At 65.0% G+C, this 22,107-nt stretch carries 10 protein-coding genes and 3 pseudogenes; 5 read left to right on the forward strand and 8 right to left on the reverse strand.

What is annotated here, in order from left to right; all coding sequences use genetic code 11:
• Positions 1–3 precede the first annotated feature (3 nt).
• The 3 genes from J2848_RS25995 to J2848_RS26005 form a co-directional block, all read right to left on the reverse strand.
• Positions 4–1,365, reverse strand: coding sequence for a hypothetical protein (locus J2848_RS25995; protein WP_149233729.1), 1,362 nt, complete (start codon positions 1,363–1,365; stop codon positions 4–6).
• 680 nt (positions 1,366–2,045) lie between these two features.
• Positions 2,046–2,402 carry a hypothetical protein gene (locus J2848_RS26000; RefSeq protein ID WP_149233730.1) on the reverse strand — a complete coding sequence of 119 codons (357 nt, stop codon included), beginning with the start codon at positions 2,400–2,402 and terminating at the stop codon, positions 2,046–2,048.
• A gap of 54 nt (positions 2,403–2,456) precedes the next feature.
• Positions 2,457–3,167: an IS6 family transposase gene (locus J2848_RS26005; protein WP_149233731.1), complete on the reverse strand. Its 711-nt coding sequence runs from the start codon at positions 3,165–3,167 to the stop codon at positions 2,457–2,459.
• A gap of 42 nt (positions 3,168–3,209) precedes the next feature.
• Here J2848_RS26005 and J2848_RS26010 point away from each other — a divergent pair.
• Positions 3,210–3,824: pseudogene (locus J2848_RS26010) on the forward strand (transposase); the annotation flags it as partial.
• A 636-nt stretch (positions 3,825–4,460) separates the two neighbouring features.
• A pseudogene (locus J2848_RS26015) lies at positions 4,461–4,941 on the forward strand (IS5 family transposase); the annotation flags it as partial.
• Between the two features lie 290 nt (positions 4,942–5,231).
• Here the strand turns inward: J2848_RS26015 and J2848_RS26020 are convergent.
• On the reverse strand, positions 5,232–7,613 hold the full coding sequence (locus J2848_RS26020; RefSeq protein WP_170307174.1) for a hypothetical protein: 2,382 nt from the start codon (positions 7,611–7,613) through the stop codon (positions 5,232–5,234).
• A 45-nt stretch (positions 7,614–7,658) separates the two neighbouring features.
• Positions 7,659–8,531 (reverse strand): MotA/TolQ/ExbB proton channel family protein, encoded by an 873-nt coding sequence (locus J2848_RS26025; RefSeq protein WP_170307175.1) that lies wholly within the window; start codon positions 8,529–8,531, stop codon positions 7,659–7,661.
• Positions 8,532–8,823: 292 nt separating this feature from the next.
• Here J2848_RS26025 and J2848_RS26030 point away from each other — a divergent pair, with 292 nt between their 5' ends.
• Together J2848_RS26030 and J2848_RS26035 are read left to right on the forward strand one after the other, a co-directional pair.
• Positions 8,824–13,008 (forward strand): HEAT repeat domain-containing protein, encoded by a 4,185-nt coding sequence (locus J2848_RS26030; protein WP_149233735.1) that lies wholly within the window; start codon positions 8,824–8,826, stop codon positions 13,006–13,008.
• Positions 13,005–15,737 carry an SEL1-like repeat protein gene (locus tag J2848_RS26035; RefSeq protein WP_149233736.1) on the forward strand — a complete coding sequence of 911 codons (2,733 nt, stop codon included), beginning with the start codon at positions 13,005–13,007 and terminating at the stop codon, positions 15,735–15,737. The genes J2848_RS26030 and J2848_RS26035 overlap by 4 nt, the downstream gene beginning before the upstream one ends.
• A gap of 44 nt (positions 15,738–15,781) precedes the next feature.
• On the opposite strand, the gene J2848_RS26040 is transcribed toward J2848_RS26035, so the two are convergent.
• Positions 15,782–16,783, reverse strand: a complete 1,002-nt coding sequence (locus J2848_RS26040; protein WP_149233737.1) for a hypothetical protein — start codon at positions 16,781–16,783, stop codon at positions 15,782–15,784.
• Between the two features lie 278 nt (positions 16,784–17,061).
• Between J2848_RS26040 and J2848_RS26045 the strand changes: the two are divergent.
• Positions 17,062–18,084 (forward strand): annotated as a pseudogene (locus J2848_RS26045) (IS5 family transposase).
• Positions 18,085–18,459: 375 nt separating this feature from the next.
• Here the strand turns inward: J2848_RS26045 and J2848_RS26050 are convergent.
• Together J2848_RS26050 and J2848_RS26055 are read right to left on the reverse strand one after the other, a co-directional pair.
• Complete coding sequence (locus J2848_RS26050) at positions 18,460–19,866, reverse strand: tyrosine-type recombinase/integrase (RefSeq protein WP_149233738.1); 1,407 nt, start codon at positions 19,864–19,866, stop codon at positions 18,460–18,462.
• Complete coding sequence (locus tag J2848_RS26055; RefSeq protein WP_170307176.1) at positions 19,863–22,037, reverse strand: KAP family P-loop NTPase fold protein; 2,175 nt, start codon at positions 22,035–22,037, stop codon at positions 19,863–19,865. Before J2848_RS26055 ends, J2848_RS26050 begins: the two co-directional genes overlap by 4 nt.
• Positions 22,038–22,107 lie beyond the last annotated feature (70 nt).

A 22,107-nucleotide genomic window follows, 5' to 3' on the forward strand; every position in this document is an offset into this window, starting at 1 on the left:
TCGTCAGCCATTCCCAAGGTGAACCAAAATGATCCGGGCGCTAAGAGATGCGGACCTTGCCAGGGCAGCGAGCGCTCCGTAGCAGTTCAACCGCAATGACAGACCGGCGCCCGGCTGTGCGGATCTGCGTTCTGCCACGCAAGCCGGCGCAATTACCACCGGCTCCGAGAGCTGTTCCCCTTCAAGCAACAATAGTGCGCTAAGGTCCTCCACTTGGCACGCAGCAGGCACCGGCCTAGCGGTCCCAGTCGGCCACAGATGCAGATGTATGAACTCATCGGCGTCCGACACCAGCCTAGCCACAGTCGACATGGGATCAACCATTGATCCCGGCCAACCGGTCACCGCGCCGCCAGGTGCGACAGGAAGCGGTGGCGAAACAAGCGCGATTTGCAGACCCGCCGCTAGTGGGGGCAGGTTGGGCGGTGGCACATTCGTCCACAGGGCGCCAGAAAGCACTAAGGGCAGACGCCGGCTGTCCCCGCCCAGCACCGGGCTGATGCAGAACGCAGAAGGCTCGGCCCAGGGGTCGTGGCTAGGGCTGAACTCATCGGTAAGAAAGGAATGCAGCGGGTCAGGTAGTTGGACCGGATTGCCCGGTCCGGTGACGGCGGTCAGGTAAGCGCGCAGTCCGGAAGCCGTCGCCACTTGGTGAAATTCTCTTGGTGTCCGGTGCCAAGCGATAGCCGCCAACACCAACCGAACTAGGCGATCACGCAAAGGAGCGTGCTCCTCCAAGCGCCGCCGCTGGATCCAATCGCTCCGCGCATCCGCAAACACGGCCTGCACCGCCGCCCAGCCAGACTGCGCACGAAGGGTGTCCAGATTGTCGGAAATCCCAGCTTCGGCCAGAGTCTGGAGAAAGAGCAAGGCGGAGAACACCTCCAGGTCCCGCCCCGCGCGGAACAGCGGGGATTGCAGGTACAAGGGTGTGCGGACATACCGAAAGTGGCGCTTACGGAGGTCTTCGAGTCCACCAGCGGGATCCGCAACAGATCCGAGAGGATCGTCCCCTATGCTCAACAGCCGGGCTGGGATGAGATTGCCCTGAGCCCAGTCTGCCTGCGCCGCTGCCTCGTCCTCCTTAGACCAGAGTTCCCACCGCACGCATTCGGCGCCGGGAACGCTGCCCTGGATGGCCTCCATAATCTGCCGTGTTTGTTTGGGTTGGCCGGAGTGAACGAGGTCGACGTCAGACAGAAAAGGCGTGAGCGAGAACAGGTCCGCCGGTCTGCCCCAAGCTGCGTTGTCCATCTGCATGACCAAGCGGGTGGCAACCCCGCCGCGGAGCCGGAAGCGCACCCCATGCGCCCGGCCAATCGCGGCGAGCGGTTGAAGCTGTGCGATGTCGTAGATCGTCGGCATGAGCTGGTCTCCGTTTCCTGGACAGGTTTACGGCTGGGATAAGCTCGGTTTAGTCTTGTGTTATGCCGTCAATCTGATCCGTTCTCGCTTGCAATCATTAACCGTAGCACATCTTGCCGCAGGCTGCTCGGGTCGCGCGAAAGTGTTGCCATGGGATTCGCGCAAACGCTAAGGATCGTCGTGGTGCGCTGCCCCTCGGTATCGTTCCACTGATAGATCCAACCTCGGAGAGCCGCGACTCCTGCACCGCCTCAGCCGCGGCAGACCTCCTAGGCTTTCAACTCAGCAAGGCGCTGCAAGACGGCTTCTTCCCGGACGCCCTCCGCTCGAGCATCAGTCCAGGCGTCCCCGCAGGCGCCGCACGTGGTGACAGGGACCTGCACATCGACGGTCGCCATTAGGACGCCCCCAGGTCCATAGGGGAAACGGACCGCCTGTGTTTCTACGCTGTGGACGAGGTTTGGGCTCCCGCACTTCGGGGAGAGCTTGTCGAGGGGTTCCCCGAAGTCCGTGTTCAACATCACTTTCTGTTTTTCCTTTACGGGTATCGAGCGCAGGCGGTCTCGGCGACGGCCCCGCCGGCCCATTATCGCCGGCCAAGCGAACTACTCCAAGCTCATGGAGAGGCTGTCGGCTTATTTCAGGCGGCAATGCCCTCCTATTGTGGATGATGTGCCTGGTCACTTCCCGCTCGTGTCCAGTTCCGCCAGCAAGTTGCGACCGGGCTGCGTGATTGTAACGAAATTATCCGGATCGTCTTCGAGCAACCCTTGATATTGGAATGCGCTGCCGCACTGCTTTTTGATGGCGACCAGCCCGCGCGAGCGCAGGCGATATATGGTGGCGACCACCTCCTCACCGGGAATGCCAGGTACAGTCACGGCGATCACCCGCGGCATATCGTTTCCTAGGGTGCGAAGCACGAGGATCTCACCTAGCGTGATGTCCTCGCCGATGCCGACAGCTACACGCTCCACCCCGCGCGCATCGGGCAGTTTCTGCGTCTTGAGGTACCCACCGAATTCCGGTGTTGTCAACTTGACCAACCAAGGGCGCAATTAGGACGAGCAGCCCCGCTGCTGGGTCGTTGGTCAGCTGACCTGGGCGAGGCCGGTCACCTCGCGCCAAGCGGCGAGGGCGCAATTGCGGGCGGTGCGGTACTCGGAAGCAGAGATCAGGTGGCGGCGCAGTTGGAAGTGAGTGTGGATCCGGCTGTGGATGGAGAGAAACCGCTGGGCCTGCCGGGAGGATTTGAACCGCTTCATCTGCTGCTCGCGCTGCCGGGTCGGCTGATGCGAGACTTCGCAGCGATTATTCAGGTATCGGCACTGCCTGTGTTCGCTGCCGAGCTTCATCTCCCTCTTCGCTGCCGCGTAGGATTTCAGCTTGTCGGTCACCAAGACACGCGGGGCATAGCGCAGCTCCTTCAGCAGCTTGCGGAAGAAACGCTTGGCCGCCTTCGTGTTGCGCCGGCTCTGGACCAGGATGTCCAGCACCACCCCGTTCTGGTCGATAGCGCGCCACAGGTAGTGCTGTTTGCCGCGGATGCGGATGAAAACCTCGTCCAGGAACCACTTGTCGCCCGGCTTGGGCCCGCGCCGCTTGAGGGTGTTGGCGAAGTCGCGCCCGAACCGGAGCCCCCATTCCCGGATGGTCTCATAACTGACCTCGATGCCGCGCGCCGCCAGCATCAGCTCGACTTCGCGCAGGCTCAGGCTGAAGCAGTGGTACCGCCACACCGCTTCGCTGATGATCTCGGCCGGAAAGCGGAAACCGCGATAGGGATTGGACGTCGTGCTCATGCTGGCCAACCTGCCATGCCAGAGCGGCCAACGCCAACCTGACAACGCCCCCAGGAGGGCTTCGGGCTTTATCCCGAGCGGCTCGCCGCCGACAGCGCCTACGGCTCGGCCGAGATGCTGGGCTGGCTGGTTCATGAGCGCGGGATCGAGCCGCACATCCCGGTCTTCGACAAATCCGAACGCCGCGACGGGACCTTCGAACGGGCCGATTTCACCTACGATCACGAGGCCGACGCCTATGTCTGCCCCACCGGCAAGGAGCTTCGACCGCGGCAGAAGACCTATCGGACGCCGCGCCCGCTTGCCGACACGGACGGTATGATTCGCTACCGCGCCAGCACGCTGGACTGCGCGCCCTGTCCGCTCAAGCCGCGCTGCTGTCCGAACACGCCGGCGCGCAAGGTTCCGCGCTCCATTCACGAAGGGGCCCGCGATCTGGCGCGCGCCATCGCCGCCACCGACGCCTACGCCACCTCGCGGCGCGAGCGGAAGAAGGTCGAGATGCTGTTCGCCCACCTCAAACGCATCCTGAGGCTGGATCGCCTGCGATTGAGGGGGCCGAACGGGGCGCGCGACGAATTCCACCTCGCGGCCGCCGCCCAGAACCTCCGCAAGCTCGCCAAGCTCATCCCGATGCCGGAACCCAAGCCGGCATGAGAGGAATTCCCCCGCTGACCCTTCGCCGGCACCCGACTTTTTCAACGATATCGACCCGAAGCGGACGTTCCAAGGCGAACGGTCGGAGCCGCTTTCGTTATAATCAGTGGGGGCGCGAACGCGCAGCCACGCTCAAGCTCGCGCCGCATTCTCGGATCCCTGACAATTTGCCCACTTTCGTGTAATGACCCCCTAACGTGATTTTTCGCCCATTCTACATCGTGACCCCAAGAGGCGATCTGACAGCCCGAGCGCAAGGATGCCCTGCCAACCCAAACCAGGATCCTCTCGAACTTGAGGTCGTTCCTCAAGTGGACTGGTCGCGGGTGGGGCACATTTCTATCTAGAGATGGTCGATCTGGATGTTAGACGTGATCCCTTTTGTCCGATCGTGGGTCGACGCGAGCGTGGCGACGCGCGTTGTCGCTTTCTCCTGATAATTTTCATTGAAAGATTTGAGCGTCAAATATCCCTGATCGCATAGCGCAAGAGGGACCGAGCCCTCTGCTAAAACCAATAAAAACAGCCGACTAGCTTCCAGGAAAGGTTTGAATTGCAAACTTCGTCGATCAAGGTTCACTAGGCCGTGTCGGCAAAGGGGTAGCGGGTTGAAGGAACGTTCCCCATTTGTGCTGGATGGGACGTTACGATCTGACTGATGCACAATGGGAGCGGCTGGAGCCGCACCTTCCTCCCGAAAAACCTCGCACTGGACGGTCGAACCACTCTCACCGGCGGATGATCAACGGCATGCTGTGGATCGCCCGCAGCGGAGCGCCATGGCGGGATTTGCCGGAGCGCTATGGGACGTTCGGCACGGTGTCGAGCCGGTTCTACCGCTGGCGCCGCGCCGGCCTCTGGCAGCGCATCCTGGAAGCCTTGCAGGCCCGTGCCGACCGCCAGGGCCGGGTGGACTGGAGCCTGCACTTCGTGGACAGCACCGTGGTCCGCGCTCATCAGCACGCGGCTGGCGCCCGGAAGGCCAGCGGCAAAAAAGGGGATCGACGGTGAGGCGCTGGGCCGCTCGCGCGGTGGCTTCTCGACCAAGCTCCACATCCGCGCCGAAGGTCTCGGCAAGCCGGTAACCTTCACTTTGACTGACGAAAGTCGGAGGAAGGGGGGCGGCGAGGTGTGCCATGGGGCACCTGTGGTGTTGTCGGACGTTGACCAGCCAACAACCTTTTGCAGGCGGTATTGCGACGTCCGCGCATGACAGGACAAGCGTCCCAAAATGCGCAAAGTCGAAGATCACTTTCGTGTAGTGACCCCTAAAGGGAGGTGGAGACGCTGCCTACCACAGCGATCCCATTCGTGCAACAGCCCGTCAAACTCTCGAACTCAGCGAGACCCTTCTATACCTGCATGGCTCCGACACCGCTACCTTCCGACGAATTATGCGTCAACGTCCTACCAGAGGTGAGATATCCAATACCAGAAGGCACGGCCCATGTACTCGCGCGGCGAACGGATCGTCACCTTGAGCGCAACCTCATCGATCATGATGTTGCCGTCTCTATCCCGAAGGCGGACCCGGAAGGTGAACGTTCCAGCCTTTTTCGGTTCGCCGCCGATGTTCCAGTAGGCGAGGCTGTCGTCGGGCGGCGCCTTCTTGAGGCCGTCCGGCAGGGCTCCGCCGACGACCTCCGCAAAACCGGGCATCTGGCCCAGAGTGTATTGCTTGTGCACTGCGCCACTGGGCAGCACGCAGAATTGTCCGCTCTCATGACATTGTGCGTAACCGCTGAAGTAAGCCTCGATATCGCGCCATGTCTTCAGCTCCCTCAACACGCCCGCAGTGCCGCGCGCAAGCGTTTCAGGGAGGATCATCACCTTGACCTCCTTGCTGTCCACGCGGTTGGTGTCGTCTGAAACGAACACGGTGAGAACATGCTCGCCGGGCGCCTCGGGCAGCCCCTCGAGCTCTCCCTCGCTGTTGATCGTTAGCCAGCTGGCGGCGCTGCGGTGAGCGAGGTCCCAGCGCAAGGTGCCGATGCCGCCGGTGGCGAACAGCTTTTCCCGGAACGCTGTGCCGGCCCGCTGAACAAAGGTGTCGGGCGATTTGATCTCCAGCGGTTCGGGCACCAGGAGCGGAATCCGCGTCGGCGCGCTCGGGTGGCCCTGGGAGTCCCGCGCCTGCACCTCGATGTCGAATGCGGCCGGCGCCGTGGGCGAGCCCTCAAGGGTGAGAATGCCGCCGTTCCGGACCTCCTTCAGCCAGTCGATGCTTTGCGGAATCCTCACGTCGTAGGCATAGGGCGGGTTGCCGCCGTACGCGGCCACGGACAGGCGTAGGGCGCCGCCCGTGCCGAAGTCGCCGGACGTGGAGGAGACGAGGCGGACCTCCGGAGGGACCACGCGGATCGTGAAATATTGAGTGTCCTCGTCCTCGTCCTCGCTCCTGGCGGTGACCCGGACGTTCGTCGTTCCCGGACGCAGGAGCCGGGGGTCGTCCTGGGGAAGGATCCGGTTGTCGACGCTCGTGAGACCGAGCGAATCGCCGGTGAACTCAACGGTCCACCCGATCTTGCCGCGCCCGCCGACCGCCGAGAAGACGATGTCTCGAAGGCCCTCGCCGATGATGAAAGGGGTATCGGCAATCGACTCGGGCTTTGTGGTGATCTTGACGGTTTCCCGATCCGGGCGTCCGGCTGAAATAAGGCTGAACGAGATCGACCGCCCGTCCGTCCGTCCACTGCGCCGGTCCTGGACGGCGATGGTGACGCGATAGTCCTCCTTATCCACTTTGCCCAGCACCTTGGGGCTGACATTGCCGCGGAGGACACCCGTCACCCCGTTGAAGACGATGCCCGGAGGCAGCTTCCCGTCCATGTGCCAGATCAGTGGCGCCTCCCCGCTGGCAGCGGATAGCGCGACCTCGTAATCAAGGCCGGCTACGATGTCCGGCAGCCGCTCGGTGATCACGGTGGGCGCCGCGTAGGGAACGGGGCGATCCTGGACCTGCACTTCGAACTGGGCCTGGGACAATCCTTGGTGATCCGTGACAAAGACCGTGAGGTGGAGCACACCCCTGTACCGCGGCCACCAACTCAGCTGCCCGTTCTCCTTGTCCATATCGAGGTCCGGGACGTCCGAGAAGGTTCCCGTCGCTTGGGCCAGCAGCGCCCCCTTGGCCTCCCAACGACGGCCTTTCACCGGGGCGATGTCGCCGAACTGGTATTCGAACCGCTCTCCCACATAGGCGGTCGGCAGCCGCTTGCCCTGGACCGTCGGCGCCGCGACGGTCAGAGGCGGCCACAGCTTGAGTGCCAGCGTCTGGCGGACGTGGATCCGGTTTCGCGGGGGCGGAGCGTCGGGAGCCGCCACGCCGATGCCAGCGCCGGATTCCGTCAATGTCTCGGTGCCGTCCAGGCTTTCGACTTCCACGTCGAAGCAGTAGTGGAGCGGCATTTCCAATCGGCCGCCGCCGGCGTCGAGCCTGAGTTGGGGCGTTCCCTCCAAATGCCCGTCAGCGCGCAACGCCAGTCCGGGGGGAAGGCCGGTGCGCGGCTTTCCCTCAGCGCATTTCGTCCGGTCGCGGGGATCGTCGACAAGTGTCCAACGGTAGCTGCCAGTGCCGCCCTGGGCGGCGAGGGGGAAGGAAACGGGCTGACCCAGGTGTATTGGCGGAAGATTGGCTGTTACGATCCTGAGCGGATAGTGGAGGATCAGTTCCTCCTGATCGCCGCGCTCAAACATGGTGAGCATGACGAAAAGCAGCGCGCCCAATGCGCACGCGAACATGTCGACAAATGACATGGTCACGCCGGAGGATCCGTGACTCAGCCGCATCGCCTGTTGTCCTCTGCTGTCCAGTCGGAGAATGCGGCTCTGCCGTCAACCCTGCTCCGGAGCTCCCGGATCGTTCTTCAGAACGCTGCGCGCAACGACCTCATGAAGAAGCCAGTTCTCCAGCAGCGCAAAGAGGCGGCCGGCCTTGTGTTCGACCAGCCCGTTGCCGAGTGTGACGAGGATGGTCGCCGACAGCGCCACAAAAGTCGCGTCGAAGGCGATGCCCAGTTGCCGGGTCGTCGGCGAGAGAAGAGTGAAGCCGGAACGCTCCGTGAAGGAGGCGATGCCGCTCGATATGCCCGACACGGTTCCCAAGAACCCGACCGACGGAATCACCCAAAATATGGTGCGCGGCCAGACCATCTGATGCTCCGCATGGTCCTTGAGACGCTGCATGAACTTTTCGATCTGTACGGTCACGTAGCCGTAATCGCCGGTCGAACGCAGGATGCCGACCAACTCATGCACCCTCATCCACAAGGTCTTGGTGGTAGCGTCCTGCGCCATCAGGGATTCGCGCGCAGCGATCGTTTCGACGGCACGGAGGAACACCGGATTTGACGCCGAGGCGCTCCGGCCGCCGACGGAGGGAGCGGCGGCGGGCTGCCGCGCGTCGCGTTCCAGTTCCCAGACATCCTCGGGAAAGGCCCGGAGCGTACGGGCGAACGATTCATGCTGCCGGTTGAGGCTGCCTAGGGCTGACAGTGACTGCCTGGTCGCAATGCCGAGCAGCAAAAGGCTCGCCAGATTAAACCACGGCCCTTCCATGTGGATGGACCAAGGAAGACCGAACCAGCGCTCGACCGAACGAAAGCTGATGGCCGCCCAAAGGATCGCAAGGGAGCCGAACAGCGCCACATCCAAGACGGTCCAGGCGATCCTGCCGAAGGCGCGGCGCAGACGATCGAGAACAGACATGCGGGTCACCTCCCTGGCGGGCCAGACGTACATGGGACTTCGCAGCGCCGTCGGCCCTCATCGCCGTTGGCGGACGAGAGACGTTGCCACGTCCGCATGACATCGGTACGATTTATAAATGATTTATGCAATCGATAATAAGATGCTCTGTTAAAGGCGACGCGAAAAATTGTATTATATATCATTTCTTCCTTGCTTCACGTGCAGCTGAGAGTGCCCGCCATAGGTGATCGCTCTTCCGCACGTCGAGCAGGGGGCATGCCGGCCCAAGCCGCCTGACGAGGAGGTCTCCATGGCATATCCGTTTCGCTTCGGGCGGCGCCGATCCAGTGCGTCCTTTACCCTGCGGGCGGCACTGGCGCTTGCGGTGATGGTGTACGCCGCCGTTCTGGCGGGACGAGGCGCGCGCGCTCAGGACGTCCCGGACGATTTCCAGACGCTGGAGACGCAGGACGCGGATGCGCGCCTCCTTTTTCTCGAACGGATGGAGCGGGCGGGGCAGCGGACTGAAAAGGCGGTCCCCACGCTGATCCGGTTGCTGATCGGGGAAATGAAGCCGGACGACCATCGTGTACGACGTCGGGCTGCCGACGAACTGATCGCCATCGGTGCTCCGGCCGTTCCGCCGCTGGTCGAACAGCTCGCGAAGAGCCAGGACAGCTATATCGTCCATGTGCTTGGCCAGATCCGGCCGGCGCCCGTCAAGGACATGCAGGTTCTGCTCCAGAACGGCGCCCACGACGTGCGGAGACGCGCTGCGAATGTCCTGACCGAGATCGGTGCGGACGCACAGGAAGCCGCGGCCCAACTGTCGCGCATCATCCGAGACGCCCAGATTCCGGTGGACGTGCGGACGGCATCGTTGTCCGCGCTCGCGCGCATGGGATCCGGGGCCAAAGGCGCTGCCGGGCATGTGGCGCTGCTGCTCGCCGACGATCCCAATGAGGAGATTCGCGTCTTTGCGGCGAACGCCCTGCGCACCATGGGAATCAATGTCAACAACGAATTGAGGGCGCTCCTTCGCGCGCTTGAGGATCCCAGCCCGCGTGTACGCGAGACGGTGTGCGGCACCTTGGAAAGCCTCGGTCTCAATGCCTGGACTGCCATCCCGGCCTTGAGCCGGCTGACTTTGGGTGATCCAGAGGCGTCTGTCCGGCGGGCTGCCGCCAGGGCCGTGGCAGGCATCGACGTGGTGACGGGGGCCGAAGCCCTGGCGGCGGCGATCAGGGAACCGAACCGCGACGCACGGCAGGAAGTCCTCTCGCGCATCAATCAAGCGAGCCATCGATCCAGGTTCCATTGGCCCCCCATTCTGATGGACGCCATCCTAGAGCAGGTGCGGGACGTGGACGCCACCGTGCGGGAAACGGCCATCAGGAACGTCGCCAATTTTCCCACCTCCCAGCGTTCGGTCGATGCACTGCTGGCGGCACTGGGGGATGAGAACCCGACGGTCCGTCTGGCGGCATCCGAAGGGTTGCTCGCCGCCTCGATCAAGACCGACCGGATCGTTGCAGCGCTGCTTGCCGCCGCTCGCGACCGCAACGAATCCGTACGCGCCGCCGCACTGAAGTCCCTCGCCAACACCGGACGCGCCGACCCCCGCACGGAAGCCGCCCTGGCCGCCGCCGTTCGGGACGACCCAAGCGACACCGTGCGGCAGGCAGCCCTCGAAGGCCTGAGCCAGATCCTGAGGTCGGTGCAATCCGCGGGGACGGCGGACCGGCCGCTCGGCGTGATCGTCGATGTCCTTAGGAACCCCAACGAGAGCGAAACGGTTCGCATCGCGGCCGCACAGGCGCTGAATTCCAGTTCCGTGTCTGTCGCTCAGGCGGTCCCGGCGCTGATCGAGGCGGCGAACGCCCGTTCCGGCGTGTCGACGAGGCTGGTCAGCACCGTGCTGAAAGCGTTGCAGACTCGCGCGCGCTCGGACGACCGAATCCCGCCGGTGGCATCCGGTCTGATTAAGCATCCAGATCCCGAAGTGGCCGAGGCGGCCATCGGCGTCATGCAATCGGTGCCAGAGAGCGCCCTCAGACGAGAGTTGCCGAACATCGCCGCAGCACTGACGGCGTCCAATCCGCGCGTCCGCGATGCCGCGGCGCGGGTCTTGGCCGGAAAGTCGGCGGGGTTCCTCGAGGATTTTCACACCCTGAGCGCGGCCCTCACCGACATCGCGCGCGATCCCCAGCCGGAGGTCCGCCGGGTGGCGTTCCGGATCCTTGCGTCCAAGCCCCCGTCCGCATCCAACGCCGACCTTCTGGCGGGTGCTTTGGCCGATCCGGAACCCCAACTTCAAGACAGCCTCAGGAATTGGCTTTCGGCGTGGCTGGCCACCCCACCGCCGCTTTCGGCCGAAGCGGCGGAAGCGCTCTCCCGCCGGCTCTCCGACGCCTCGCCCGACGTGCGGCTTGCCGCTGCAATCATCCTGGCCGCGCAGGGGACGCTCGGCGCCGCCTCCTACGAGGTCCTGAACGCCGCCATCGGCCGTGGGACACAGGAGTATGCCGCCTTGGCCGTCAAGGCCGCGGCGACCGCGGCGGCCAATGGCGTCGGGGAGGGGCTTGGCCTGCTGATCGAGGGGCTCAAAAGTGAGGAGCCCAAACTCCGGACCGAGGCCATCGCCGCCCTGCGGCGGCACCTGCCCAAATATCGGCAGCTGTACCAGATCACGATCCCGGCCACTCTGGTCTTTGACGCGCTCCGCAACGTCGACCCGCAGGAGGCGAAACGCCTGCGGGGCGAACTCCTCCAACGCGGGCAGCATGGCAGGGCGCTGGAGCACCAGATCAAGCTCCTGCTTCAGACGGGAGATCCGGCGGCGCGACGCGAGATGCTGGAGATCTATTTTCAGCAGCAGCCCAATCCGGCCTCCGTCGCCGCCGATCTTTTCACCGTGTTGCGGGACGATCAGGAGGATGTCCGGCTTATCGTGCTCCAGCGCCTCAGGGGGCTGGCCATTGACGAGACCCGGATGGAGGAGATCGCGGTGCAGGCCATGGGCGACAGTTCGCCCAAGGTGCGGCAGCAGGCGGCGCAGGTGCTGGGGCAGCTGCGCTGGGGAAGCGGAAGGACTCTGGAAGCCCTTGCCAGGGGTCTGGCGGATGAGAACCCCCAAGTGGTCAAGGCCGCTGCTTCCGCCATTGGGAGGCTATCCCCGGCATTGAACCGGGTCGAACGGCCCCTCTTGGCCGCGTGGGCGAAGAGACACGACGACGCTGCGGCGGCACTCTATCAGACGTTCGTCACGATTGGCGCCGGGGCGGACCTCCTTTTGAACATCGGGCATGACGGGCTCGGTGCGGGCAATGCGGAACTGCGTAGCGCCATCATCGGCCAACTCCAGCACCTTCCGCAGCTCCCCGACGCCTTGCTGCCCGACTTGGTCAAGGCGCTCGACGATCCATCACCAGACATCCGGGCCTCCGCTGCCGCGGCGGTTGGGCGATTCGGCGTACGGGCACAAGGCGCCCGCCCGAGTCTGGAACGACTGTTGGCCGATCCGGTCCCGGCGGTTCAGACAGCCGCCATCGGCGCCGTCGCCGCCGTCACGGCCGAGAGCGGGACGGCCGTCCGCTTCCTGTTGCCGTTCCTCGAAGCGAAGGAGGGGCGTCTGCGGATGGCCGCTCTGACCGCCCTGCTGCCGCACGCCGCCGCCGTCCCCGATGCCGAGCGCAGGCTCGTCCCGCTGCTGCAGACGTTCGCCGATCCGGCTTGGCTTCCCGCGGCGCGGCTGGCGCTGCGCGCCGGCATAGACCCGTCGATGGTGGGCGATGCCGCGGTTCACGCGTTGCGCCAGGGCACCGCCACCGTCCGAAACAGCGCCATGGCGGTGCTGGGGGAAATGGGTGGCGTGCCTTCGGAGGCCGTGGACGCCTTGCGGGAGCTGCTGGCCCACAATTCCGTCGATCAGCGGCGGCGGGCCCTCGCCACCCTGGAACTGATCGCCGCCCGCGCCGCGTCGGCCGGCGACGCGTCCCTGGCGGATCGGCTCGAATCCGCGCTCGCCGAGGTGGGCCGGGTTCCCGTGCCCGGCGGCGGTCAAATGTTCGATGACCCCGGCGCCTTGCGGGCGCTCGTCGACGCCCTGCGCCGGTCCGACTGGCGCAACGCTCTGGCCGACCAGATAAGGGTCGAGGTCGAGCGGCACTTCTGGATCGTCGCCGGAGTCCTGCTCTACTTGGCCATGCTGGCAGTCTGCGTGTTTCTGGCCCTGCTCTACCCGCGCGCCTATGTCTGGCTGGGCTCCGCGGGCCGTGCGCTGCGCGATGTCCGCATCCGCTTCGGCCGGGACGGCCGGGAACTGCGCATCCCGATCCGCAGCATGGCGGGCCTCGGCTTCTTCGACTGGCACGACCGGACGGCGCGCGCCTGGACCATCCGCTATTATCGGTCGATCCAGTTCCACCAACCAGCGAAGGAATGGCTCTGGGTCATCGATCTCCCGATCCACCGTCGGCGGGATGAGGGCACATGAACCGTCCGGCCCCGCTCGCGCCGAACGCGCCGCGTTCCCGCCCCTCGTGGGCGCGGGCGGCGTTCGGCCTGCTGGTCGCGGCCGTCCTCGCGCCCGCGGCTGTTCTGCTGTTCGCAGGGTGGCCGGAGCCGCCGCTGATGGATTTCATGGAGAGCCCCGACGACGAGTTCCCCGCGCCGTTCCCCGCAGATGCCGTGACCGCCGCCGGACCGCCTGGGATGGACGAGTGCGACCGGCTGGCGGCGCCGCCCGGCACCGAATGGGGCGGCGGCGTCGTGCTGGAGCGCATCGACGCACCCGCCGCCATGGCCGCGTGCGAGGGCGCGGTTCGGCGTCACCCGGAGACCATGCGGTTCAAGGCGTGGCTGGGACGGGCCTATGTGCGGACGGAGCGGTTCGGCGACGCCGCCGGCGCACTCCATGAGGCCGCCGACAGGGGCGTCCTCGACGCGAAGTACGAGCTTGGGAGGCTGGCCGAAGCCGGCCGCATGGAGGGCAAGGACGAAACCGTCGCCGCCTTGCTCTACGAGGAGGCGGCCGACAGCGGATATCCGCCGGCAGAGGTGGCGCTGGCCCGCCTTTATGAGACCGGGCGCGGGAGACCCTATGATCCCGCCGCCGCGTTGCGGTTGTACCGAAGTGCGGCAATCAAGGGACACCCGGTCGGACAGTTCAGGTTGGGCGCGTATCTTGCGGACGAGGCGCGGACCAGCACCGATTTCCTCCGGGCCGGGCGCTTGTTCGTGGCCGCCGAGAAGGCCGGGAACCCGGACGGCACCTTCGGCTTGGCCATCATGCGATGGCAGGGCCACGACGGCGCCGAACCGGATCGGAAACAGGCGCTTGCGCTGCTGCACAAGGCGGCCGACGCTGGAAGTGCTCGCGCCCATGATATGTTGGGCGCCATTCTGATTGACGACGAAGGCGCGCCGAGGGATCCCGAAGGGGCAGCCGAACAGTATCGCAAGGCCGCCGAGCTGGGGTATCCTCCTGCCCAGCGAAAGCTGGCGGTGATGTTGCAAAGAGGTCTTGGCGTGCCGCAGGACCACCGGGCCGCGGCCGAATGGTACCGAAAGGCGGCTGACCACTACGATCTCTCCGCGCAGCTTGCGCTCGCCGAAATGTACGGACGCGGCCAGGGGGTCGAGAAGAACCCGGAAAAGGCGTTTCTCTGGTGTGAAAGGGCGGCCAATGCCGGCCTGGTCGACGCGTGGTATTACCTGGGCGAGATGCACAGGCTGGGCATCGGCACGCCGGTCGACAAGGAACAGGGCATCGATTGGCTGCGCCGCGCCGCAGCCAGGAAGCACAGCCGCGCGCAGGCCATGCTCGGGGTCCTTTATGCGAATGGTGACGGCGTCGAGCAGGACGACGAGGAGGCGCTCGCCTGGTTCCAAAAGGCCGCCATGCAGGACGATGTTGTCGGGCAACGCAATCTGGGCATGCTCCTCGAATTGGGCAGGGGCACTGCCCAGGACCTGGAGGAGGCGCTCCACTGGTACCGCAAGGGGGCGGAGCAAGGTGAAGCGCTGACCCAGTTCTTTCTCGGCCGCCTTCTGATGAGGTACGCGGCAGTCCGGGACGTGCCGGAGGGACGCCGCTGGATCGAAAGGGCGGCAGAGCACGGCGAACCGGAAGCGCAGTACCTCCTGTCCAAGCTGCATTACGCAGGGATAGGCGTCGAACGCGACCATCAGCAGATGGTCGCCTGGTTGGTTAGGGCCGCGGAGAAGGACCACCCGGAGGCGCAGCTTGCGCTGGCCGATGCTCTGTCGATGGGAGACGGCGTGGAACGGGACGACGCGGCGGCCAGGCGCTGGCACCGGAGGGCTGCGGAAGGAGGCTACGCGCAAGCGCAACTGTCGCTGGGACTCCTCCTTCTGTTCGGAGAAGGCGGCAATCGTGACCCGGTTGAGGCCGTGTCATGGCTTGAGCGCGCCGCGTTGCAGGACGACCGCCAGGCTCAGTGGATACTCGGCATGCTGTTCGCCGAGGGCCGTCATGTCGAACGCGATGACGCGCAGGCGATCAGGTGGTATTCGATGGCAGCCGACCAAGCCGATGACCGGGCCCGCCACGCCCTGGGAAACATGTACCGCACGGGGCGGGGAGTGGCGCCCGACATGGACCGCGCCCTGGCGCTGTACACCGAAGCGGCGAATCAGCTGTATCCCCCTTCGCTGAACGCGATCGGCATCGCCCTTGCGACCGGCGATGGAATCCCGATGAATCGTCGTTTGGCCTTGTGGTACTTCGAGGCGGCCGCAGACGGGGGGTTCGCGCCTGCGCACGCCAACATGGGGATCATGCATCTCTACGGCTATGCCGGCGCCCGCGACAGCCGCTTGGCGCTTCAGCACTTCCAGAAGGCGGCCGACGAGTGGGATATGGTCGCGCAGAGAACCCTCGGGCAGCTCTACCTGACGGGAGAAGGAAAGGCACGGAATGTCCGGGCCGCTGTTGAATTGCTCTCAAAGGCCGCCAGACAGGGCGATGCACGGTCCCTTTACCTGCTCGGCTTGGTCGAAGAACACGGGCTATTGGGGGCCAGGAACGATGCCGCGGCGGCGGGTTGGTACCGGGCCGCCGCCGACGCGGGGGACGGCGCGGCCACTCAGCGGCTCCAAGCGCTCGAGGATCCGGCACGGCGCGTGCCATCACGCCGCACGGCGCGGACGCTCCCCCCCGGTCTTGTGATCGGGCACCCGCTCCCGTTCCGTTATGATTAAGGTGGCCCGAAGGCGTTGAACGCCGGCAGGTCCTGCGCATCCCGTCATCGGTGCAGCTTCAGCACCTCGCAGGTCGTTTTGGTCATCCTCAACGCGATGGAGATCGCGATGGCAAAGTACGACAGCAGTTTCAGCGAGGACGGGACGGTGAAGGACGGCTGCTCCGCGAGACGTTGCCGCTCCCTTGCCTTCTCCGCGATCTTGCCCATGCCGTCGATGTCGATGGCCTGGGCAAGCGTCTGGTTGCCGCGGACCGGCTTGAACCGATGGGGCAACGTGGTCACGAAGCTGTAGCGCCCTCCGGCACGCCTGACTTCGGCCAGCGTCTCCGCCTGCTCCAACTCCCGCATGATGCTGGCGACCTCGTCGCAGTCGGCCTGTGTGGGCCGGTTCGCGAAGCCACTCTCCGGCGGACGCCCCGTGTTCCAGGCTGTCTCGCAGTTCGCCTTGCGCCAGGGAATGACCTCATCCTCGGTAAAGCGCAGATAGAGCCGCCGCAGCTCATAGGCCGTGTCGCGCTCGATGGCCGCGATGTCCTTGTCGAGCAACGCCTGCTGCTCCTGGAACAAGGCTCCCGACGTTTCGACGATCGCGAGCAAGCTGCCGGCGGCCATCAGGACAGACACATAGTCGGTCATCTTCACGGCGGCAGCGGTCGTCCGGTCCCGCAAGGCAAAGGCGCCAGCATGGAAATAGGCGAAGCTCAGAAGGAATGTCACCGCTGCGAACGGCAGTGCATACGCCGGGCCCTGTCGCGGAGCCAAGTGGAACAGCAGCGATACCGACGCGACGTAGCACGGGAAGGCCGCAAGAACGATGGTGGTGAGTGTCGGGCGTGCACATCCGCCGCGCGACAGGAACATGCCTGCTCCCTGCAGGACGATCAGGTTTGTCAGCATCGACAGCGCGACCAGGACGAACACTCCCCGCACGGACGCCGAAGTGCCGCTCTGAAGTCCGATCAACGTTGCAAGGATGATCGTGCCCCCGGCCAGGATCCCACAGGCCGTGCGCAGCGATGTTTTTCTTACACCAGCGAAATTCATAAGCGATTCTCGATGCGGTACGCGCATTTGTTGACCGGATACCCGGCGGGCCCCCTCCGACCACGCGACAGGGGCGATCTCGCTCCCATGGAACTGCGCTCCGCCAGCACCCATTGCGGCCAATTAAAAACGTCGGCGGCTTGAGATTCAACCCAGTCGCATGCCCCGCGTCGATGCAAAACGCCGGCGCCGACCAAGCCGGCTAGACGCCTCGAAAAACTGTGGCGTGTTCGGCGTTCTGGTGATTCCCTTGTTTTTGAAAGCGGGGGGGCGGAAGTATGGCCGGTCAAGCAGGGCTGTTCGATCTTCAGGATCGCTATGCAGAGTTGAGCAAGAGCGGCAATCCGCTGGAGCGTCTTTTGTCGGTGGTGGACTTCGAGGTTTTCCGTCCGACGCTGGACGCGGTGATGATGTTCAAGATCATGGTACTCCAGGCGCTGTACGGTCTGTCGGACGAGCAGGCGGAGTATCAGGTACGCGACCGGCTGTCGTTCATGCGGTTCCTCGGGCTGGGATTGGGCGACCGTGTTCCGGACCGCACGACGATCTGGCTGTTCCGCGAGGCGCTGGTGACGGCGGGGGCGATGGAGGGGCTGTTCGCCCGCTTCGACGCGGAGCTGAAGGAGCGCGGCTACTTCGCGCTGGGCGGCCAGATCGTCGACGCCTCCATCGTGGAAGCGCCCAGGCAGCGGCTGACCCGGGAGGAGAAGCAGCAAATTCGTGACGGTGAAGACCCGCCCTGGCCACCGGCCAAGGCGCGCCAGAAGGACACGTAGGCACGCCGGACGGTGAAGCGGGGGCGGGTCAAGGCGAAGCCGGGACCGGCGCTCGACGGTTCCGAGGCGCGCATGGTGGAGGGGCTTCTGATCCCGGCGTTCGGCTACAAGTCGCACATCAACATCGACCGCCGGTTCCGCCTGATCCGGCGTTTTGCCGCTACCGACGCCGCGCGGCCCGACGGTGCGCAGTTGCCGGGCCTGCTCAACCCGGACGCCTTAGACAGCCGGGTGTGGGCGGACAGCGCCTATCGCTCGAAAGCCAATGAAGCGGCCATCGCAGCGGCGGGCCGCCGCAGCATGGTGCATTTCCGCAAGCCGAAGGGACGGCCGATGCCGGAGCCGCACCAGCGCGCCAACCGCGCCCGTTCGATGGTGCGATCCGCCGTCGAGCATGTGTTCGCCGACCAGAAGCAGCGCATGGCGCTGTTCATCCACACCATCGGCCTGGGGCGCGCCACGGTGAAGATCGGCATCGCCAACCTCGCCTACAATTTCCGACGCCTGGTCTGGCTCGAGGGGTAAACTGCGCCCGTATAGCGCCAAAATCGCCGCATACTTCCACCTTTTTGCACAAAACTGGGGCTTCTATCCTGAAAATTGCCGGATTTCCGCCGGTCAAACCCCCTTTCATCGCCTTAACCTGCCAGAAAAACCGGTTTATCGAGGCACTCGATTGGGCTTCGACGTATGCTCGTTATGAAACATGCCGTCGTCAAGTGAGTGAAGTTGAGGGTGCCGCCCGAATCGACACCGGCTTCTGATCAAGACCGGACGACGTCTTGGGGCACTCGTCCTGGAATTCAAGGATGCACAAGAGAAAGCAGCGGACAAAGTATCCGTCCGGACTCTATTCCCCGTAATAGAGCCGACCCGGCAGGCTCCATCTTGGATGGGCAATCAGGTGTCAGCCAATCCTCGCGCTCTGCGGACCCGTGCCACCGCTCCCCTTGTTGCCCGTAAGCGCTCGGTGTAGCGGGCCGGCATCGCTGGCGACGTCCACCGCCCTGCCTGCATGAGCCCCGGCAGGTCGACGCCGGCGGCCAGCAGGTCCTGCGCGGCGCCGACCCGCAGGCTGTGGCCGCTGAAACCGACGGCGCACGGGTTGGCCTCGCCGGTGCGCCGCTCCACCACGCGGCGCACCGCCGCCGGGCTCATCCGTTCGCCGGCGCCGCTGCGCGACAGGTGGCAGAACAGGAAAGCCCCGTCCCGGGTGTGCGGCCTCTCCCCGTCCGCGTCGGCCGGCCACCGCGGCGCCACCGCCCGCCAAGCGGCGAGCGCCGCCACCGCCTCGGCCGACAGCCAGGCCTCGGCGCCCTGCCCCTCCTGGTCGGTCTTGGACCGGCGGATCCGGATGGTCGCCTCGCCCGGATGCGCATCCGGGTTCAAGGCAGGATCGACCGGGCGCAAGTCGGCCCAGCGCAGCGCCACCAGCTCGTCGGCACGGGCCAGGGTGTCGCGGCCGACCAGCAGCAGCGCCCGGTCGCGCAGGTCGATCGGGCGGAGTGGCTTGCGCCGGTCCGGCTGCTCCGGATCGAGGTCGTCGAGGATCGGCGCCAGCACGGCGTCGGTCAGCGCCGCCGCCTGCCGCCGTTCGGAGCCCACCGCGCGCGCGTGCCCGCGCCGTTCCAGCGTCACGCTCCAGTGCCGGCAGGGGTCGGTGTGCCCGGCGGCGCGGTGGATCAGGCTGATCGAGGCGAGGTAGCGCGCCACGGTCGCCGGCTTGCGGGAGCCGCCGAACTCCCGGATGTAGCGTCCGACGGTCGCCGGCTCGGCCGGCAGCCAGGACAGCCCCCGCTGCCGGCACCATCCGGCGAACAGCCGGACATCGGCCTCGGTGGCGCGCAGGGTTGCCTTGGCATAGCCGCGCTGGGCAACCTCCATGAACGTGCGCAATGCGGCCATGGCGGCGTCGGTCAGGTCGGGCTCGAGCACCAGCACCGCCACGGCCGACCCGGCGCACGGGTTGGCAAAGCCGCCGGCAGCGTGCCACCAAGCGAGCGAGCTACGGTAGCGCCGCAGGGTCGCGGGCGACCGGCCGTCGGCCGCCGCGGCTGCCAGAAAGGCCGTGACCGTCTCCCGGCTGGCCGGCATTGCTTGGCGCTTGGTCTGGCCGCACCAAGTCACGAACAGTCGGCCGTCGCCAAGCAACGCGCGGCGGGTCGACGGCGCCATCGCGCGTTCGGCGAAGGCCGTACGCAGGCGCTCTACGTCTACAACGGATAACGTCGGGACGAATGCAAAAGGTATGGCTAACCCCGCCAGGGGCGTAGCCGATCCCGTACATTGGTCACTTATGCTGTTCATGATCCTGCCGTTGCAGAGGAACGCTGGTGCTGCTCGACCGCGCGATGCGCCTTCTCCATAGCGGTTTTCACCACTGGATCGTTGAAGAGGGTGTCTTCTGCATACCTGAATTCCGCCAAGCGGCGACACAGAACGCTGGTATCAAGCATTCCATCAAGCCCCTCTAGGGAAGGCTCAGGCACATCGGTCCAGAGTTGTACGAAAGACAGGAAGGCGATTTGGTCGGCGGCAACCGATTGTGATAGCGATGCGCAGCACCCCTCGTTCCAAGCGCCCATCCGGATGCCGAAGATAATGGGTATCAATGTGCGAAGCGATTGCAGCAGCGTTCCGCCAGTCTGGGCGGACTGAATCGCGGTGCGAAATTTGTCCCGGAGTCGCTCGATGTCCTCACGTCGCGTTCGTGGCCAGCTTCCGAACGCACGCCCGAACATGCCTACTTTCGCGTGAAAGGTATCGAACCCGTGATCCTCACTTTCCATTTCCAGGAAGCGAGCCACAAGTTCGAATTTGCCGTCGGAAAGCATCCTCTCGACAGCGGTGACGACAGCTGGAGCCAAAGACGGCTTCAACTGGATGGAGCGGTGGACAAAACGGTGAAACGTATGAGCCTGATCCTCCAATTGGTGGAGCGGCACCCGATGCTCTGGTGAGATTGGAGCCAATCCGAAGAACAGCAAGATCGTCCCGACCGGATCGGGATCGTCGAAGTCGGGATATGCGTGCAAGAGCCCATGCAGAAACTGACCGATAGTGCCGTCATCGATGCGGCGCTGTACGTCTCGTTGCTTTCTCTCAGCGTCTAACCCCACAAATGTTCCAAAATCTTCGTGCGCGATCACCCCCGGCACGAGCCCCAGGCGTAGCACGGTGTTCAACCCTTCCAAGGTGCGCAGCATTCTGCTTGGAGGGGGCTCATCCGCAGCCTCCTTTTCGGCAAAGCACGGGAAGAGAAAGGCTAAGAGCTTGGCCTCCGGCGCGTCCGATGTGAGGTTGAAATCCTTCAGACGCTCCTCAGACGTCCGTTCATTCCCTCCCGCGAAGCGGTACCAGTTGGGAGTGAGGAAATCGATGGTGAAGGCTTCCGGCCGGCGCTGGATCGCATCGACCACCCGGGGCATTTTGGCCAAAAGCACGCTGTAGCCAAGCAGATCGACCCAGTCGATCTCGCGTCTCAGCATCCCAACCAGAACGGCAAACATCCCAGTGGCCCGCCGCAGATCGCGCGGCGTCGGGAGCACACTAGGCACGAGCACGTGACGGAGGGTCACGAAGCGTGTGTCCGCGCTCCATTGCGCCGGCAGCACGCCCAGGTCAGCAAGGCGCTGGAGTGCCTCGTCAAGTAGCTTACCAATCTCCTCGGACAGGCTGCTGGGAACGCGAACCTCCAACTGGACGATCTTCTCCAGATAGGCGGCGCCCCGGTCCACGTTTTTGTCGCCGAGCGCCTCGACGACACGAACACGATCATAGGCCAGAAGGTAGGAGATGCCAGGAAAGTCGGCGACAGCGCGGACCAACTGCGCCACCGTGCGTACTTCGGCGTCCTCGACCCGATCCAACTCGTCGATCAGGACGATGATCGGCACCGGGACGCCGGCAAGGCATTTCCTCACAGTCTCGCGCTGGGCGTCCAGAGTCGTCACCCGCCCCGTCAGGGCGGCGATGAACTGGAAAAGACCCGACATAAAAGTTCCGCCAAGGGGCACGTTGCCGAACAGAAGCCATCCGACCCCCGCCGATAGATCCTTGCCGTACACGGCGAGCCGGTTGGCTAGTTCCAGCAAAGTCGCTTTGATTTCCGGATGGGCTGTCCCAACCTTGCGGATTTCCGCGTTCAGCTCTTTTATGAAACGGCTGACCAGATCGTCGCGCCCACTCACCAGCCAGGGGTCGAAGCGCACCACCACAGGCGCGGGTCGGTTCTCCCGCTTTGCCGCAGCCCCGCATTCCTCGGCCAGCAGGTTGAGGATCGACGACTTGCCGCTACCCCAAGGCCCGTTCAGCCCGATAACCACGCCGCTGGCTCGGCCGGTCGGCGTCACCAGGGCGCGGGCGAGGCGAGCGACGAACTCACTGCGGCCGAGCCGGTCCTCGGTGGCGGTGGCGATCGGCCGGTCGGGGTGCTGCTCCGGGACCATCATCTCCGGTGTGCTTTGACGGTCGCTCATAGGAAAGGCCATCCTTGCGATGTGACCTGGAGTTGGTCTGTGCGCGCCATATCACGACTTGGTAGCTGTT

Source organism: Azospirillum lipoferum (assembly GCF_024170005.1).
GTDB classification, from domain to species: domain Bacteria; phylum Pseudomonadota; class Alphaproteobacteria; order Azospirillales; family Azospirillaceae; genus Azospirillum; species Azospirillum lipoferum.

Excerpts from the sequence above, each read along its gene's own strand:
- J2848_RS25995 (WP_149233729.1), bottom strand. The coding sequence starts at position 1,365 with ATGCCGACGATCTACGACATCGCACAGCTTCAACCGCTCGCCGCGATT.
- J2848_RS26005 (WP_149233731.1), bottom strand. The coding sequence starts at position 3,167 with ATGAGCACGACGTCCAATCCCTATCGCGGTTTCCGCTTTCCGGCCGAG.
- J2848_RS26020 (WP_170307174.1), bottom strand. The coding sequence starts at position 7,613 with ATGCGGCTGAGTCACGGATCCTCCGGCGTGACCATGTCATTTGTCGAC.
- J2848_RS26025 (WP_170307175.1), bottom strand. The coding sequence starts at position 8,531 with ATGTCTGTTCTCGATCGTCTGCGCCGCGCCTTCGGCAGGATCGCCTGG.
- J2848_RS26030 (WP_149233735.1), top strand. The coding sequence starts at position 8,824 with ATGGCATATCCGTTTCGCTTCGGGCGGCGCCGATCCAGTGCGTCCTTT.
- J2848_RS26035 (WP_149233736.1), top strand. The coding sequence starts at position 13,005 with ATGAACCGTCCGGCCCCGCTCGCGCCGAACGCGCCGCGTTCCCGCCCC.
- J2848_RS26040 (WP_149233737.1), bottom strand. The coding sequence starts at position 16,783 with ATGAATTTCGCTGGTGTAAGAAAAACATCGCTGCGCACGGCCTGTGGG.
- J2848_RS26050 (WP_149233738.1), bottom strand. The coding sequence starts at position 19,866 with ATGAACAGCATAAGTGACCAATGTACGGGATCGGCTACGCCCCTGGCG.
- J2848_RS26055 (WP_170307176.1), bottom strand. The coding sequence starts at position 22,037 with ATGAGCGACCGTCAAAGCACACCGGAGATGATGGTCCCGGAGCAGCAC.